Source organism: Clostridium sp. UBA1652 (genome assembly GCF_002320975.1).
Classification (GTDB): Bacteria; Bacillota; Clostridia; order Clostridiales; family Clostridiaceae; genus Clostridium_T; species Clostridium_T intestinale.
In genome coordinates, this window is record NZ_DCLI01000031.1 from 13,437 (window position 1) to 30,707 (window position 17,271).

The window sequence follows — 17,271 nt, forward strand, 5'->3', positions numbered from 1 at the left end:
AAAATGGGTATACACAGCTTTATTGTTTTCAAAAGTTCATTTTTATAAAACTTGTGTATTAAAAACAAGTGGAAAATGAGAAAATAGCTGGTTTGACTAAAACCTTGAAATGTTTAATATTATAGTTGTAAACGATAAAGCATGTACCTTAAATCAAGGGGGAAAAAGATGAAAACTTCTAAAGAAGTAATTTACGATTTGATGAAAGAACATTATTTGTCATTAAAAGAAGGTGAAGATAGCGGGTTAGAGACATCCTATATAGCTAACAAGATAGGAATGAATCGTTCCAATGTAAGTGCTATATTAAATCAATTAGTTAATGAAGAAAAGGTCACAAAAAAAGGAAGAAGACCAGTACTTTATTACATTACTTCACCAGACTCTTTTAATACTGAAAAATCTATTTTCAAAAATTTAATTGGTTTTGATGGAAGTTTGAAAAATGTAGTTCAACTTGCTAAGGCATCCATACTTTATCCAAACAATAGCTTGAATACATTAATCATAGGAGAGGCTGGTACAGGTAAAAGTTATTTAGCAGAACTTATGTATCAGTTTGCCAAGGAAAAGGAAGTATTAGACAAAGATGCACCCTTCATTAAAGTGAACTGCAGACACTATATTGAAGACATGCAGCAACTAGAACATGAACTTTACGGAAAATCAGATGATAAATTTATCAACTATTTTGATAAAGCGGCGTACGGAGTTTTATTTATTGATAATGTAGATATGATGGAAGGTAGAATTAGAAATCGTCTTAATCATTTCCTTGAAAACGGAGAATTTATCTATGATGACAATTCAGTTATTATGAAACAAAAAAATACATTGTTAATTTTGGCATGTAATAGTGAAGTAAATCCTCACATTTTGGAAGGTATTGCTTCTAAGATACCGATGAAAATTGAGTTGCCCTCTTTGAGCATGAGACCACTAGAAGAAAGATTTAACTTAATTAATCATTTTTTCACAATAGAATCCATTGAGTGTGACAAAAATTTAAAAATAAACTCCGAACTAATTACTTGCCTATTGTTATACGAGTGCACAGGAAATATAAAACAGTTAAGAAAAGATATTAAAATAGGTTGTGCTAATGCTTTTGTTAGGAATTACGGAAGTAGTGATAAGATAATAAGTTTATATTTAAGTGACTTTGAAAACTATGTTAGAAAAGGTTTTTTAAGCTATAAGAAATATCGTTTTGAAATAGAAGAAATTATTCCAAGTGACTACTCTTATATATTAAAAAAGGATTCTACAGAAATAGAAAAAAGTAGTGATAAGACAGAAAAAAACTCTATGTATGACTTTATCAACAATCAATTTAATGAATTAAAAGATAGAGGGATTGAAAAAGAAGATATAAATCTTATCATAAGTTCTCATCTGAAAAATGAGTTTGAAAAATATAATAGAAGTTTATCAAGTAAGGTAGTAAATACAGAGCAATTATCGAAGTTAGTTTCTCCTAAAATTATAAATCTTGTTTCAAGTTTTTTAGACAATTGTAAAAAGAAGTTTTCTGTAAACTATCCAACATCTATTTTATATGGATTATGTCTTCATATTAATTCTCTACAAAATAGAAATAAATCTGGTCAGCGTTTAAAAAATGAACAGATTATGGAGATTATTGAAAACTATCATGAAGAATATAGCAGTTGTTTAAAATTTGCAAGTGAGCTAGAAGAGAAACTTGATATGAAAATACCAATAGATGAGGTTGTATTATTTACTATGTTCATTATAGATGTTGGTGAAGATGAGATAAGTAAAAAACCTAATGTTTTATATATACTTCATGGAAATGGAACTGCTACTTCTATATGTAATGTTGTTAATACTTTAGTTGATGCTAAAAACACATATGGATATGATCTTTCTTTAGACAGAAATCCTTTGGAAGTTTATGAAGAATTAAAGTCATATATCCAAAAGATTGATAATGGAAAAGGCATAATTGTTATATACGATATGGGGTCTATAAAAACTCTATTAGAAACTATAATACAAGAGACTAACATAGAGATTAGAATGATTTGTATGCCAATAACCTTATTAGGACTAGATGCTTCAAGAAAATGTATGGTAGATGGTGATATTGATAATATATACCACGGTTTGATGAAAGAAGTTAATGAAATGTTTAGTAAAAAACAATGTGAGGAAGTAATCATCACTCTATGCAATACTGGTGAGGGTGGAGCCCTTCAATTGAAGGAATACATTGAAAAATATTCAAAACTAGATTTTGATGTAATTCCACTAGCAATTAGTAATAAGAAAGTTCTATTAAATGAAGTTAAAAAGATTAAAGAGCTTAAGAATATACATGCGTTTGTAGGTACTTATGATCCAAAATTATTTGGAATTCCATTTATATCTATAAGTGATGTTCTTAATGTTGATACTTCAAAGATAGATAAAATATTAGATTTTTCAATAGGAAATAGTTCTGAAATAGACTATCAACCAATTTATGAATATTTAGGTGAACAGTTAGAACATATATCAGTAAATAAAATAAAAAAAATAGTTCCTGAAGTGATAGAAGATATTAAGAGAATAGAAAAATTAAGTATTGACCAAGAATTAGGATTGTTCGTGCATATTGCTTGCTTAATTAACCGTCTTCTAGCAAATGAAAGGATAGCTGAAAATATTCATACTCATCGTTATGTTATGAAGTATGAGATGGAGTTTAAGGAGCTTCTTAAAATTTTTAAGAAGATTGAGAAGCGCTTTAAAGTGTTAATAAGTGATGATGAGATTGCACATGTACTTGCAATAATTAAGAAACTTTAAGGAGGAATAAAAATGGCAAAATTTGATACAGAAATGATAGCAATGAATATTATTGCAAACTCTGGAGAGGCTAGAAGTTTAGCATTTAGAGCTTTAGATGAAGCTAAAAAAGGCAATTATGATGAAGCAGAAATATTAATGAAATCTTCAAAAGACTCAGCATTAGAAGCACATAAAGTTCAAACAGAATTATTAGTTAGTGAAGCGGATGGAGAGAAGGCAGATATAAATGTTTTACTTATTCATTCACAAGATCACCTAATGACTAGTATTTTAGCACAAGAATTAATCAAAGAAATTATTATTTTACATGAAGAAAGTAGGAGGTAGTGATATGAAAATAATGTTAGTATGTGCCGCAGGAATATCTACCGGTATATTGATGAATAAAATGAAAAAATGGGCTGAGAAAAATGGAGAAGATTTAGAAGTTAAAGCTTATGGTGTTGGCGAGTATGACAATTACTATAAAGATTATGACTGTATTCTTGTTGGACCACAAATGTCTTATAAAACAAATGAAATTATGCAAATGGTAGGTAATATGCCAGTTGGTCAAATCAATCCTATGGATTATGCAATTGGAAACGTTGATAATATTATTAAGAGTGTCAAATTACTTATTCAGAAAGGAGAATAAAAATGGAAAAGTTAATGAGATTTGTTCAGAAAAAGCTAACGCCAGTTGCTAATTTTTTAGCAAGTGAAAGACATTTTTCTTCAATGCAAAATGGTATAATGGCAAGTTTATCAGTGATTTTAGTTTCAGCGGTATTTATGGTAATTGCTAATCCGCCAGTAACTGCTGATTTAATCAATAAAGGTGGATTTTGGTCATTATTTTCTGGATGGTATAATTTCGCACAAACATATAAAACAACAATACTGATTCCATTTAACATGACAATGGGGTTAATATCTCTTGTAACCACATTTGCTATTGCTTACAATTTAGCAAAGAGTTATAAAATGTCTGGTTTAAATGCAGGGATAGTTTCTATGAGCTTATTTTTAATGGTAGTAGCACCTTCAACTTACTACACTTTAGAAGGCGGGGCTAAAATATCAGCTCTTAGTACAACATATCTTGGTGCACAAGGAATGTTTACATCTATATTAGTTGCTATGATATCTGTTGAAATAACTCATTTTTGTATAAAACACAAGGTTACTATTAAACTGCCAGATTCAGTTCCACCATCTTTAGTAGAGACATTTGCTACAATTATTCCATTATTAATAAACATTATTGTTTTCTTTGGTAGTAATTTATTAATTAGCACAATTAATCCTGCACTATCTTTACCTTCGGCAATTGAAAAATTACTTGCAGCACCTGTATCAGCAGTTAATTCAGTTCCAGGAGCTTTATTAGTAAGTGCATTTATTCTTATATTATGGTGCTGTGGGGTTCATGGAATGATGGTAGTAATGCCAATTACAACTCCTATTACAATGGCTGCTTTTGCTGAGAATGCATCATTATTTGCAGCTGGTCAAGCACCTATATTTTTCCCAATATTTATAACACAAGCAATTACTTTGCTAGGTGGAACAGGAAATACATTAGGATTTATTATTCTATGTTTTAGAGCTAAATCTGAACAACTAAAAGCATTTGGTAAAGCTACTATTGTTCCAGGAATATTTAGAATTTCCGAACCTGTATTATTTGGAGCACCAGTTGTTTTTAATCCGATTTTAATGATTCCATTTGTTTTTGGAGGATTAATTGTAGGTGTTTTATATTGGATCGGCTGCACTTTAGGATTAATCACACCTTTCTATATTATGGTAAGCGGTACCTTCCCAATTTTCGTTAATAGTTTTATAAAGTGTCTTGACTTTAGAATAGTATTGTTTGAAATTATAATGATTCCTTTATTAATGTTGATTTGGTACCCATTCTTCAAAATTTATGATAATCAATTATTAGAAAAAGAACAGAAAAGTAAGCTTGAAGAACAGAATATTGGAGTGTGATTAAAGGATGGATAACATAAAAAACTACAAATTTCCTGATAACTTTTTGTGGGGAGGAGCAATTTCAGCAAATCAAGTTGAAGGCGCATATAATGAAGGGGGTAGAGGATTAGGGCATATTGATTTAATACCTCAAGGCAAAGAAAGATTTTCTATAATGATGGGTAATCTTGATAGTTTAGAGCCTAAAAAGAATTTATATTATCCTTCATGGAAAGGTATAGATTTTTATCATCATTATAAAGAAGATATAGCTCTACTAGGGGAGATGGGCTTTAAAACTTTTAGAATGTCTATTTCGTGGAGTAGAATATTTCCAGAAGGTGATGAAGAAACACCAAATGAAGAAGGTTTACTTTTTTATGAAAACATGTTTAGAGAATGTCATAAACATGGTATAGTGCCCTTGGTGACTATTACCCACTATGATATCCCAGTAGGATTAATAAAAAAATATGATGGCTGGGAGAATAGAAAAACAATTGAGTTTTTCAAGAAATATGCGACTACTTTATTTACTAGATATAAGAACTTAGTAACATATTGGTTAACTTTTAATGAAATCAATGCCATTGAAGCATTGCCATATAATTCGGCGGGTGTTATTTTAAAAAAAGATAAAAATAAAATTTCACAGATTTATAATGCTATTCATAATGAATTAGTTGCTAGTGCTTGGGTAACTAAGATAGCTCATGAAATAAATCCTAAAAACAAAGTTGGATGTATGCTTGCTGCAGGAGTAACTTATCCATATACTTGTTCACCAGAGGATGTTTGGCAGGCAATGTCAACTGATAGAAATAAGTATTTTTTTAGTGATGTGTTATCTAGAGGATATTATCCAAATTATAAGTTAAAGGAACTGGAAAAAAATGGATTCAATGTTCCCTTTAAAGAGGATGATAAGGAAATTTTATTAAATAATACTGTTGATTTCATTTCCTTCTCATACTACTCTTCGCATTTAATTTGTACGAATCCTAAAATAGTGAAAGAGAAAGCAGAAGTAGAAGGTAATCTATTTCCTACATTAAGAAATCCATATTTAAAGGAGAAGGAAAGCGCTTGGAAATGGCAAATCGATGCATTGGGTTTAAGAACAACTTTGAATCAATTTTATGATCGTTATCAAAAACCATTGTTTATTGCAGAAAATGGAGTAGGTGGTATAGATGCTCTAGAAGATGGAGAAGTTCATGATGAGTATCATATCCATTATTTAAGGGAACATATTAAATCAATAAAAGATGCTATAGCACTAGATGGTGTTGAAGTTTTAGGTTATACTCCATGGGGATGTATAGATTTAGTTTCAGCATCTACAGGACAGATGAAAAAACGATATGGATTTATTTATGTAGATTTAGATGATGAAGGAAAAGGAACAATGAAACGCTACAAAAAAGACAGTTTTTACTGGTATAAGGATGTAATTGCATCTAATGGAGAAAAACTGTAAAAACTAACTATAGTAGCAAATTATTAAAAATTATATTAAATATTAAAATCCAGTAGATACTAAATAGAAATTCTACTGGATTTTTTATTATGATAAATTAATATTTCTTTTAAAGTAAAGAATGATAATATATAATAGGTAAAAAAATAGATACGTTTTTTATACTAGGAGGGAAAATATTAGTATGGGTGAGTTACTAAATAGATTATTAATAATTTTGAATAACGGAAAAGAGAATTCAACATATTATCATGTGGCAAGTGTTCTATTGTCTAATTTTAGTTCATTAAGAAATATGACAATATCGGAAGTTGCAGACCTATGTTTTGTTTCAACATCTACGATTTCTAAGTTTGCTAGATATATAGGGTTTGATGACTTTCTGGAGATGAAATTAGCATCTTCTTATAAAAGTAATAAAGATACTAATGATTTAAATTATAAGGATAATATTTTAAGTTATTTGGATGAGCATACTGAAGAGGAGTATATAGACTTAATTATAGATGATTTAAGGTTAGCAAAGTCTAGTATTGATATGTCTAAGATAGATGAGTTAGTTGGGGATTTAATAAAATATGATAAAGTGGCAGCTTTTGGGCTTTTATATTCGGAATCAGCCGCTATGGATTTTCAGATGAAGCTTGCGTATAATGAAAAATACATCACTACACACATAAGTGATGTGCAGCAAACTGAGTTTATTAAAAATGCTGATAAAGATACTTTAATAATCATCTTTACTAACTCAGGAAATTATATAAAAAAGCATCAGTTAATAACAACTGGGGACATAGATAAAAATGTGTTTAGAAAAACTAAGGCAAAAATTGTTGCTATTACAGCTAATAAAGAGATGGAGGGGCATCCTTATGTTGATTTATGCATAACATTTAAGCATGCATCTAAGATACAGACCCATTCAATACTATTTCAATTAATTACTGACTATATTGTTTTTAGATATGCAAAGAGAATAAATAACAAGAAAAAAGTGTAGGTAAACTTTTTAGTATACCACACTTTTTTATTTTTGTGTTGGATTTTCTAGAAATCGAAAAAGTAAGTTGGATAATTTCGTAGTGCTATAATCATATTACATCGATGTAAACGGTATTTAAAGTTATTATTTATTCTAGGAGGATAAAAATATGGCAAAGAAAAATTATGAAAAGCTTGCTAAAGAAGTAGTTACTAAAGTTGGTGGTGTTGATAACATTAATAGCTTATTTCATTGTGTAACAAGATTAAGATTTAAGTTAAAGGATGCATCGAAAGCAGATAAGGAAGCAATTAAAAAGATACCAGGGGTAATGACAGTAGTTGAAGGAAATGGTCAATTCCAAGTTGTTATTGGAACTGATGTTGAAGATGCTTTTAACACAGTATTGAGATTATATCCTCAAATCAAAAATGAATCTAGTTCAAATGATGTAGAGGAAAAACCTTCAGGGAATGTATTAACTCGTATGTTTAATACAATGTCAGCCATTTTTAATCCAATAATATTAGCTCTTGCTGGAGCAGGTATGATTAAAGCTCTTCTTGTTGTTTTAACAACTTATGGATTTATGGATAATACAGGTGGGACTTATAAGATTTTAAGTGCTGGGGGTAACAGCGTATTTTACTTTTTACCATTCTTTTTAGCATACAGTTCAGCAAAGACTTTTAAAGTAAATCCATTTATTTCACTTGCTATAGTTGGTTCACTAATGGAACCTAACTTCACTGGACTTATGAAAGCAAACGGTGATATGACAAGTTTTTCTGGTATTCCAGTCGTACTAATGGGGTATTCAGGATCAGTTATACCTGCAATATTAACTATTTGGGTATATTCATATGTAGAGAGAATTTTAAAGAAATTTATTCCTAAGAGTATTGAGATTTTTGCTTTAGCTTTAGTTGCTATATTAATAATGGTACCACTTGCAGTAATAGTAATTGGACCAATAGGCGTTACACTAGGAAACGGAATGGGATTCGTAATCAATACTTTAAGTGATAAGAGTGGATTGCTAGCAGGCTTAGTTATAGGAGCAGGATGGACATTCTTAGTTATGACTGGTATTCACTGGGGAGTTGTTCCTATAATGGTAAATAACATTGCAAATCTTGGATATGATGTTATTAGACCAATGATTGCAGCAGCTACTTTTGCAAGTGCAGGTGTTGCTTTAGGTGTACTTCTTCGTTCCCAAAATAAAGAAACAAGAGCTCTTGCAGCATCATCTATGGTTCCAGCATTATTAGGTGGAGTTACAGAACCTATTGTATATGGTTTAGGGGTAAGATTTAGAAAACCATTAATTTCAATGGTAGTTGCCGGTGGAATAGCTGGTGGATTTATGGGAATGTTAAAAACTAAAGCAATTGTATATGTATTCCCTGCATTAACTACATTACCAGCTTTTTTCGGAGATACTTTTAAGTTCTATTTAATGGGTATAACTATGGCATTTGTAATCTCAGCAGCAATTACTTATATTCTAGGAATTGACGAAGGTAAAGCAGAAGCAAAGTCTGGGGATACAGATAAAAACAATTTAGAAATAGCATCATGTGTTGAAGGTGAAATGATTAATATAGAAGATTCTAAAGACCCAGTATTTTCAGGAAAAGCAATGTGGGAAGGGATTGCATTTATACCTCAAAGTGGAATTATAACCTCACCAATAGATGGAACTATAGAAGTAGCTTTTCCTACTGGACATGCTGTAGGTATTAAATCAAGTAATGGTGTAGAAATACTAATACACGTTGGTATAAATACGGTTGAATTAAATGGACAATATTTTGAAATGCTTGTTAATCAAGGTGATACAGTAAAAAAAGGTCAACAATTAATTAAGTTCGAGCTAGATGCCATAATCAAAAAAGGATATGATACAACAACTATGATGGTGGTAACTAATAGTGCAGAGTTTAGTTCAATAAATATAGATGAATATAGACATGTAAGTAGCAGCGATAGAGTTATGAGTGTAACAAGAGGTTAGAAGTAAAAAAATATAGTTAAATTTATAGTTTAAATTAATTAAGATATGGAGGAATTTTTTATGACTAAAAAGACATTATTTCCAGAAGGATTTTTATGGGGAGGCGCAATTGCTGCAAATCAAGCAGAAGGAGCTTGGAATGTTGATGGAAAAGGGATGTCAGTAGCTGATGTTGCTATGTATAAGCCTGATATTGATATTAAGGACTATGTTAAACAATGGCATATAGGATCAGAGGATATAGAAAACGCTATGAAAGCTGAGGATGATCTTTATTATCCTAAACGTAGAGGTATTGATTTCTATAATAAATATAAAGAAGATATAGCATTATTTAAAGAAATGGGATTTAAAACTCTACGTGTATCTATAGGATGGGCTAGAATATTCCCTAATGGTACTGAAGAAGAACCAAATGAAAAAGGACTACAGTTTTATGAAGATCTTTTTAAGGAATTAAGAGCAAATGATATTGAGCCATTAGTCACTTTATCTCATTATGAAATGCCGTTATACTTAGTAAATAATTATGATGGGTGGGTATCTCGTGAGTTAGTTGATATGTTTGTGAAGTATGCTAAAGTATGTTTTAATCGTTATAAAGATTTAGTTAAATACTGGCTAACATTTAATGAAATAGATAGTGTATTCCGTCATGCATTTACAACAGTAGGTGTTGTGGAAGACAAATATTCTAGCAAGAAAGAGGCAGAACAAGCGATTCATCAAGCACTTCATCATCAGTTTGTGGCAGCAGCTTTAGCTACTAAATATTGTCATGAAATAATACCGAATTCACAAGTTGGATGTATGGTTACAAAGACATTAACTTATGCAGAAACATGTAATCCAGATGATGTTATATTAGCTCAGAGAGATAACAGAAATAATTTTGTTTATACAGATGTACAGGTTTTAGGAGAGTATCCAAGACATTTACTACATTATTTAAAGAAAAATAATATAGAAGTAAAAATGCTTGAAGGAGATAAAGAAATCTTAAAACAATATACATCAGATTTTATTTCATTCAGTTATTACATGTCAATGGTACAAAGTATAAATGCAGATCAACGTGAAAAAGTAGGTGGAAACCTAGTTACAGGAGTTAAAAATCCATATCTTCCTATAAGTGAGTGGGGATGGCAAGTAGATCCAAAGGGATTACGTATTTCATTAATTGATTTATATGATCGTTATCGTAAGCCATTATGGATTGTTGAAAATGGAATTGGTTCTTATGATAAGGTTGAAGATGATGGTTCTATCAATGATGATTACCGTATTGAATACTTTAGAAATCATTTTGAGCAAATTGGACTTGCTATTGATGAGGGGGTAGAATGTATGGGATATACCTCATGGGCGTGTATTGATATTGTAAGTGCATCAACATCTCAAATGAGTAAGCGTTATGGCTTCATTTATGTAGATGCAGATGATTTAGGAAATGGAACCTATAAAAGAAGTAAAAAGAAAAGCTTTGATTGGTACAAGAAAGTTATTAGCACTAATGGGGCTGACTTAGAGTAGTTTTAATAGTCATGGTCATTAATTTTAATGATCATGACTTAATTATATATAATTTATAAATAGGGGGATTTTTATATATGAACGGAATGATATTGATTTTATGTTTAATTTGGGGCTTTAATTTTGTAGTTATGAAATCAGCAAATGGTGCATTTCCGCCAGTTTTATTTGCGGGATTTAGATTTTTTGTTGGTGCAGCTGTGCTTTTTTTTGTTGTATATTTAAAAAAGATTCCTTTACCAACTAAAAAGAATTTAAAGTGGTTTATTTTATGTGGGATACTACAGACAACATATTTTAATTTAGCGATACAGATATCTTTAAATCATATTAGTGCTGGGATTGTATCAGTTCTTACATATAGTATGCCATTATTTTTTTGTATACTAGCACACTTTTTTATTCCAGAAGAACAGCTAACTATTAGAAAGTTGATAGGAATTATTGTAGGTATTATAGGATTATTTTTTGCACTAAACATCACTCAATTGGATGGGAGTGTATGGGCACTAGTTCTTGCATTAACATCTGCAATTGCTTGGGCAATATCTAATATCATAATTAAAAAGAAACTACAAGATTGTGATAAGATTCAATTCACTGCTTGGCAAATGGCAATAGGAGCAGCTGCATTATTTTTATATTCTTTTTGCTTTGAAAATGGACAATCACAGTGGAGTGTAATGTCAATAGGATACATATTATTTTCAGGAATTATAGCATCTGCATTAGCTTTTGTACTATGGTGTGATATTTTAACTAAAGTTAAAGCAAGTAAAGCATCTATATCTTTATTATTAGTACCTATAGTTGGAATTATATCTAGTTATTTATTTTTACATGAGAGTTTAAAAATATCTACGTTAATAGGAGTTTTATTTGTACTTTTAGGAATTTGGATTGTTAATAGTGGTAAGGATTAGAACGCTTGGATTCATAGATAAAAAATAAGCAATGGATATTATATATTATCCACTGCTTATTTTTTATTTGTTCTATGTTCTGAATTTCTATATGTTTGAGGTGTTACTCCTAGTTTCTTTTTGAAAGCATTTTGAAAATGACTTTGACTTGAAAAACATAACAAACTACTAATTTCACTTATACTTTTATTTGAATATTTTAATAAGTTTTCACTTTCTTCAAGTTTGCAGCTTTGAATATACTTACCTAAGGTCATTCCAAACTCACTTTTAAATCTATGGGAAAGATAAGATCTATTGAAATGAAGATACTTAGCTACATCAGAAACATTAATGTCCTTATAGACGTTTTCATTAACATACTTTGAGACCTCATAGAATAATTTATTTGCCACAATAGGTATCTTAAATTTTGCTACACGATTAGCATAATCATAAGTTGCTTGAATTAAAAGCGAATCAACAGCGCTTGCATCACTTAATGGTTCAATTTGCTGTAGATAAATATCAGATAATCTATAAGCACTATTAGGGGGGAAACCTCCTCTTATTGCAGCTCGTGTAATTAGAGATATACCAGTTATAAAATTGTTCTTTTTATGCCTTAAATAATTGCTAGATGTTGTTCCAGTATCATAATTAGCATAGGATATATTTTTATAAAACATGTCTAACTTTTTTATATTACCAGCTTCTATATAATCGTATAATTCCTTCTCAATTTCGTAGTTAGTATTTACAAGATTTTCGTCTATTGATGAAAATACTTTTTCATAATATTTAGAGTTAATATCATTGTTTAATAATGGATTTGAAATATGTATTATATCAGTAGGTGAAATTTGTGTGTTATTTGTCATGTAATTGATAAGCAAAAGATCATTAATAAAATCATCTAAATCCCTTGTAGGGATATTGTAAAGAAAATTATTAAAGGATTCTTTTTTTGAATCTTCAATAAGAAAATCTTTATGCATAATAAATAAAGTATCTTTAGTATAGGGTAGAGGATTTATGGGGCCTATAATAATACTAATTCCACTATTTTTTACTTTAACACACCCATAATAGGAGAAAGCGGAAATTTCTATATAAGAAACAACTTGATATATATTCCACAATCTTGATAGATATTCTGATGCAGGCAATGTATCATTTTTTTGCTTAGGAAAATGAGCAATTAAGTCTCTGGTATCGTTGTAAATATAAATTGGAAAATGCATAGAATTATATAAATACTCACAAAGCTTTATAATATCAACCATTTTTAACTCCCTCCATTAATTGCAACAAATCTACAATTAGGACAACTATAATGCAATACAAAGATGCTTATGTATTTTAAAATGTAAATAAGTATTTGTTAAATATTTATCTAATAAATAATGTGTAACAAATATATTATATTACTAACTTTAGAAAAAACAAATAAAGGAGAAGAGTTTAAATGTTTAAAAGTGTGTTAAGCCCTCACAAAATCGGTAAGTTAGAGTTACAAAATCGTTTTGTTATGCCAGGAATGGGAGTTAATGAAAATGGAACTGTAGATGATGTTACTGTTGCATGGTACTCAGAACGTGCTAAAGGAGGATTTGGATTAATTATAACTGAATTTTTTGCAGTTGATTCTCTTGGAAAAGCTGTTCCTGGGGAGGTTGTTCTTGATAATGATGATATAATACCAATGTTATCTAAATTGCCAGAAGGTGTTCATAATTACGGAACTAAGATATTTATGCAGATACATCATGCAGGTCGCGAAACCAATAGCTATGTTATAAATGGACAACCGGTTTCTGCTTCCCCAATACCATGTCCTGTTAATCGTGAACTTCCAAGGGAATTAACTACTGAAGAGGTTTATGAACTTATAGAAAAATTCGGAGATGCTGCGTTAAGAGCAAAGAAAGCTGGCTTTGATGGTATTGAAATTCATGCTGGGCATGGGTATTTACCAACTCAATTTATGTCTGCTTATGTAAATAGACGTACAGATGAATTTGGTGGAGATATAACAGGTCGTGCTAAGTTTGGTGTTGATATTGTTAAAAATATAAAGAAAAAGTGTGGGGATGATTTCCCAATTTGTATGAGATTGAGTGGAGATGAGCTTGTTGATAGTGGAAGAAGATTAAATGAAACTGCTATCTTAGCTAAGTTATTAGAAGAAGCTGGTGTTGATGCATTTAATGTTTCAACAGGAGTATATGCAACTCCACAGTTTATGGTTGCTCCATATCCAGCGGATTTAGGATTTAATATTTCTGCCGCAGAAGTAATAAAAAAGGCAGTTAATATTCCTATTATTTCAGTTGGTAGACTTAATGATCCTATCCTTATGGATGCTGCTATTGAAGATGGACTTTGTGATTTTGTGGCATTAGGAAGAACAAGTATAGCAGATGCTGAATTCCCTAATAAAGTGAAAGAAGGAATTATTGATGAGATTTCTCCTTGTGTAGGATGTAATACTCGATGCCAAGGAAATAGTAGTTTTGAAGGGATATCATGTGCATTTAATCCACTTTCAGGACATGAAACAACTATGAAGATTAAAAAATCAGATTCACCTAAAAATGTTGTTATAGTTGGTGGCGGTGTTGGAGGATTAGAAACAGCATGGTTATCAGCAGCTTGTGGACATAAAGTTACTTTATTAGAAAAGACTGATAAACTCGGTGGTCAAATTGTCTATGGATGTGTTCCTCCTAAGAAGGGAGAACTATCTCGTGCAGTAAAATATTATATAACTATGTGTAAAAAATATGGAGTGGATATTAAGTTGAACTTTGAGGCAACTAAAGAAAATATCAAGGAACTTAATCCAGATGCAGTTGTTTTAGCTACAGGTGCAAAGCCAATACAACCTAATATTAAAAATGATGGCATTCCTGTTGTTCAAGCATTAGATATACTAGGGGGAAAAGTACAGGCTGGCAATCGTGTGCTTGTGATTGGTGGAGGCTTAGTAGGATTAGAAACTGCTGAATTCTTAGCTTCACAATTAAGACAATCAACAGTAGTAGAAATGATGGATGAAGTAGGTAAAGAAATTGGACATAGCGTTAAGTTCTTCTTACTTAAGGCAATAAAAGAAAATAATATAGAAATAATAACTGGAGCAAAAGTTGAGAAGTTTACTACTGATGGTGCAATATGTACTAAAAATAATGAAGAGTTAACACTATCTGGTTATGACATGGTAGTACTTGCAATGGGAACTAAGTCTTATAACCCACTAGAAGAAGAGCTAAAAGATCAAGTTAAGGAATTATATTTAATTGGAGATGCAGTTAATGGAAAAGTAAAGAGTATTGCTGAGGCTGTTGATGCTGCTGCTAATGTGGCGTTAAATTTATAATATGAATATTATTTGATGTTATGGTTCAGTCAAGTTAATAGAATAGCATAAAATCTTTGTTGAATTTTACGTTCACGGGTATAATTTTATTATATCTGTGGACGTATTTTTTTATACAAGGGGGAGAATTTATGAACAAAATATTAGTTATGGACATTGGTGGGTCAGCTATAAAGATTGTTGTTATGGAAAATGATGAAATAATATATAGAGATAAGGCGCCTACTTATACAAAATCTTTAGATGAGTTTACAGCTACAATAGATAAGATTGTTAATGAGGTAAAGCCAGCAGGAATAGCAATAAGTATACCTGGCATAGTTAATTCTAAAACAGGACTTATGAAACATGGAGGTTCATTGAGCTTTATTAAGGATTTTAATATGAAGTCTTACTTACAAGAAAGATATAATGTAAGGGTAGCGATTGAAAATGACGGTAAGAGTGCTGCACTAGGAGAGTTATATAAGGGAAAACTTCAAGGCTATGAAGATGGTGTAGTAATAGTTATTGGAACAGGAATTGGTGGAGGAATAATTGCCAATGGAAAATTATTAAAAGGAGAACATTTATCCGCAGGAGAATTTTCTTTTGTAAGAACTAGTGGCGAAAATCCAGAAGATTTTAGAAATGCATGGGGTGCAAAAGGTAGCAGTGTAGGATTTGTTAAAAGAGTAAAGGCTGCTAAAGGAATTGAAGGTAACTTTGATGGAATTAATTTATTTAAATTAATTGAAGAAGAGGATGAGATTGCATTGGATGCTTTTAATAGTTTTTGTAAAAGTATTGCTGTACAAGTTGTAAACATTCAAGTTATTTTAGATCCTAAAAAGATAGTTATTGGTGGGGGAATTAGTGCTCAAAAGATTCTAACAGAAAAAATTCAAGAAATGGCAACAGAGCTAAATACAATTCCAGGAATGTATACTCCTGAGATTATAGTAGAGCAAAGTGAGTTAGGTAATGATGCAAATATTTATGGAGCTTACTATAATTACTTACAAGAATATTAGACTAAAAAATGCTTGACTTGGAGTTAAATCAAAGGAATATGATTAACATATAAATGCAGATATATTACTTTACCAAAGTTGTAGAGTGTAATAATTTGATAGAAGTAGCAGAATAGTTTATAGCAAAATAATAAATCAGGAGGTATAAATTTATGAAGGATGTTTTGATATTAACAGGAGCAGGTCAGATTGGTATGGCTATTGCAAGAAGAGTTGGATATGAAAAGAAGGTTATTGTTGCAGATAAGTATATGAAAAATGCTGAGAATATAGCGTTAATTATGGAGCAAGCTGGATTTGATACAGAGGCAGTAGAAATGGATATTGCATCAAGAAAATCCATATTGAACGTAATTAAAGTAGCGAAAAGATATGGGAATATTTCAATGCTCGTAAATGCAGCTGGTGTCTCACCAAGTCAGGCGAGTATAGAAACTATTTTGAAAGTGGATTTATATGGGACTTCAGTTTTATTAGAAGAGGTTGGAAAGGAAATGAAAGCAGGCGGTGTTGGTGTTACTATATCTAGTCAATCTGGATACAGAATGCCAGCTCTTAGTGCAGAAATAGATGAGCAGCTTGCTATAACACCAACAGAAGAACTTTTAAATCTTGAGGTTTTAAAAGAAATAAATATAAAAGATACTCTTCACGCATATCAGATGGCAAAGCGTTGTAATGTGAAGAGAGTAATGGCCGAAGCGGTGAAATGGGGAGAAAAAGGAGCTAGAATCAATTCAATTTCACCAGGAATAATTGTTACACCACTTGCTATTGACGAGTTTAACGGACCAAGAGGTGATTTCTATAAAAATATGTTTGAAAAGTGCCCGTCAGGACGTCCAGGTACTGTGGACGAAGTGGCTAATGTTGCAGAAATTTTAATGAGTCCCAAAGGAGCTTTTATTACTGGCGCAGATTTTTTGATTGATGGTGGTGCAACGGCAGCCTACTTTTATGGACCTTTAAAACCTAAAAATTTATAATATAAAAAAATCGCCAAGGCGACTATGAGCCGTCGATTTTTTTACGCATCTGCCTTTCCAAACGCATGTGAGGAAAAGTTGGCAGGCGCTCAATTCCTATTTTTTATTCTTTAGGTGAGTCTACGTAATATAATGACTTTCATGAAGCTAAGAAACGCTTCTACAGCAATAAAGTGTATAATTTCCTCGTATTA

13 protein-coding genes are annotated in these 17,271 nt (G+C 30.9%); 12 read left to right on the plus strand and 1 reads right to left on the minus strand.

All coding sequences use genetic code 11. The features are described 5' to 3' along the window. Positions 1–168: 168 nt before the first annotated feature. From B3N22_RS04680 to B3N22_RS04720, 9 genes are all read left to right on the plus strand, one after another. Positions 169–2,814 (plus strand): PRD domain-containing protein, encoded by a 2,646-nt coding sequence (locus tag B3N22_RS04680; RefSeq protein ID WP_238902811.1) that lies wholly within the window; start codon positions 169–171, stop codon positions 2,812–2,814. Positions 2,815–2,826: 12 nt separating this feature from the next. Next, positions 2,827–3,144, plus strand: coding sequence for a PTS lactose/cellobiose transporter subunit IIA (locus tag B3N22_RS04685; RefSeq protein ID WP_238902810.1), 318 nt, complete (start codon positions 2,827–2,829; stop codon positions 3,142–3,144). Between the two features lie 4 nt (positions 3,145–3,148). Continuing rightward, a complete protein-coding gene (locus tag B3N22_RS04690) occupies positions 3,149–3,454 on the plus strand; it encodes a PTS sugar transporter subunit IIB (RefSeq protein WP_286905204.1) in 306 nt (101 codons plus the stop codon). A gap of 2 nt (positions 3,455–3,456) precedes the next feature. Then, positions 3,457–4,797: a PTS sugar transporter subunit IIC gene (locus tag B3N22_RS04695; RefSeq protein WP_238902808.1), complete on the plus strand. Its 1,341-nt coding sequence runs from the start codon at positions 3,457–3,459 to the stop codon at positions 4,795–4,797. A gap of 7 nt (positions 4,798–4,804) precedes the next feature. Further along, positions 4,805–6,259, plus strand: a complete 1,455-nt coding sequence (locus tag B3N22_RS04700) for a 6-phospho-beta-glucosidase (RefSeq protein WP_238902807.1) — start codon at positions 4,805–4,807, stop codon at positions 6,257–6,259. 184 nt (positions 6,260–6,443) lie between these two features. Next, on the plus strand, positions 6,444–7,259 hold the full coding sequence (locus B3N22_RS04705; protein ID WP_238902806.1) for a MurR/RpiR family transcriptional regulator: 816 nt from the start codon (positions 6,444–6,446) through the stop codon (positions 7,257–7,259). 151 nt (positions 7,260–7,410) lie between these two features. Beyond that, the gene (locus B3N22_RS04710) at positions 7,411–9,261 is read left to right on the plus strand and encodes a beta-glucoside-specific PTS transporter subunit IIABC (protein ID WP_238902805.1); all 1,851 of its coding nucleotides are present in this window, start codon (positions 7,411–7,413) and stop codon (positions 9,259–9,261) included. A 60-nt stretch (positions 9,262–9,321) separates the two neighbouring features. Beyond that, positions 9,322–10,794 (plus strand): glycoside hydrolase family 1 protein, encoded by a 1,473-nt coding sequence (locus B3N22_RS04715; protein ID WP_238902804.1) that lies wholly within the window; start codon positions 9,322–9,324, stop codon positions 10,792–10,794. Positions 10,795–10,871: 77 nt separating this feature from the next. After that, positions 10,872–11,717, plus strand: a complete 846-nt coding sequence (locus tag B3N22_RS04720) for a DMT family transporter (protein ID WP_238902803.1) — start codon at positions 10,872–10,874, stop codon at positions 11,715–11,717. A gap of 56 nt (positions 11,718–11,773) precedes the next feature. Here B3N22_RS04720 and B3N22_RS04725 read toward each other — a convergent pair whose 3' ends face one another. Further along, positions 11,774–12,982 (minus strand): helix-turn-helix domain-containing protein, encoded by a 1,209-nt coding sequence (locus tag B3N22_RS04725; RefSeq protein ID WP_238902802.1) that lies wholly within the window; start codon positions 12,980–12,982, stop codon positions 11,774–11,776. A 182-nt stretch (positions 12,983–13,164) separates the two neighbouring features. On the opposite strand from B3N22_RS04725, the gene B3N22_RS04730 reads away from it, so the two are divergent. From B3N22_RS04730 to B3N22_RS04740, 3 genes are all read left to right on the plus strand, one after another. Further along, positions 13,165–15,078: an oxidoreductase gene (locus B3N22_RS04730; RefSeq protein ID WP_238902801.1), complete on the plus strand. Its 1,914-nt coding sequence runs from the start codon at positions 13,165–13,167 to the stop codon at positions 15,076–15,078. 131 nt (positions 15,079–15,209) lie between these two features. Then, positions 15,210–16,091 (plus strand): ROK family protein, encoded by an 882-nt coding sequence (locus tag B3N22_RS04735; protein ID WP_286905205.1) that lies wholly within the window; start codon positions 15,210–15,212, stop codon positions 16,089–16,091. Between the two features lie 152 nt (positions 16,092–16,243). After that, positions 16,244–17,077, plus strand: a complete 834-nt coding sequence (locus tag B3N22_RS04740; RefSeq protein WP_286905206.1) for an SDR family oxidoreductase — start codon at positions 16,244–16,246, stop codon at positions 17,075–17,077. The last annotated feature ends 194 nt before the right edge of the window (positions 17,078–17,271 follow it).

What these genes read in the sequence shown, in the direction of transcription:
- B3N22_RS04720 (WP_238902803.1), top strand. Translation starts at nt 10,872, where the DNA reads ATGAACGGAATGATATTGATTTTATGTTTAATTTGGGGCTTTAATTTT.
- B3N22_RS04685 (WP_238902810.1), top strand. Translation starts at nt 2,827, where the DNA reads ATGGCAAAATTTGATACAGAAATGATAGCAATGAATATTATTGCAAAC.
- B3N22_RS04690 (WP_286905204.1), top strand. Translation starts at nt 3,149, where the DNA reads ATGAAAATAATGTTAGTATGTGCCGCAGGAATATCTACCGGTATATTG.
- B3N22_RS04710 (WP_238902805.1), top strand. Translation starts at nt 7,411, where the DNA reads ATGGCAAAGAAAAATTATGAAAAGCTTGCTAAAGAAGTAGTTACTAAA.
- B3N22_RS04730 (WP_238902801.1), top strand. Translation starts at nt 13,165, where the DNA reads ATGTTTAAAAGTGTGTTAAGCCCTCACAAAATCGGTAAGTTAGAGTTA.
- B3N22_RS04715 (WP_238902804.1), top strand. Translation starts at nt 9,322, where the DNA reads ATGACTAAAAAGACATTATTTCCAGAAGGATTTTTATGGGGAGGCGCA.
- B3N22_RS04705 (WP_238902806.1), top strand. Translation starts at nt 6,444, where the DNA reads ATGGGTGAGTTACTAAATAGATTATTAATAATTTTGAATAACGGAAAA.
- B3N22_RS04740 (WP_286905206.1), top strand. Translation starts at nt 16,244, where the DNA reads ATGAAGGATGTTTTGATATTAACAGGAGCAGGTCAGATTGGTATGGCT.
- B3N22_RS04735 (WP_286905205.1), top strand. Translation starts at nt 15,210, where the DNA reads ATGAACAAAATATTAGTTATGGACATTGGTGGGTCAGCTATAAAGATT.
- B3N22_RS04695 (WP_238902808.1), top strand. Translation starts at nt 3,457, where the DNA reads ATGGAAAAGTTAATGAGATTTGTTCAGAAAAAGCTAACGCCAGTTGCT.
- B3N22_RS04725 (WP_238902802.1), bottom strand. Translation starts at nt 12,982, where the DNA reads ATGGTTGATATTATAAAGCTTTGTGAGTATTTATATAATTCTATGCAT.
- B3N22_RS04700 (WP_238902807.1), top strand. Translation starts at nt 4,805, where the DNA reads ATGGATAACATAAAAAACTACAAATTTCCTGATAACTTTTTGTGGGGA.
- B3N22_RS04680 (WP_238902811.1), top strand. Translation starts at nt 169, where the DNA reads ATGAAAACTTCTAAAGAAGTAATTTACGATTTGATGAAAGAACATTAT.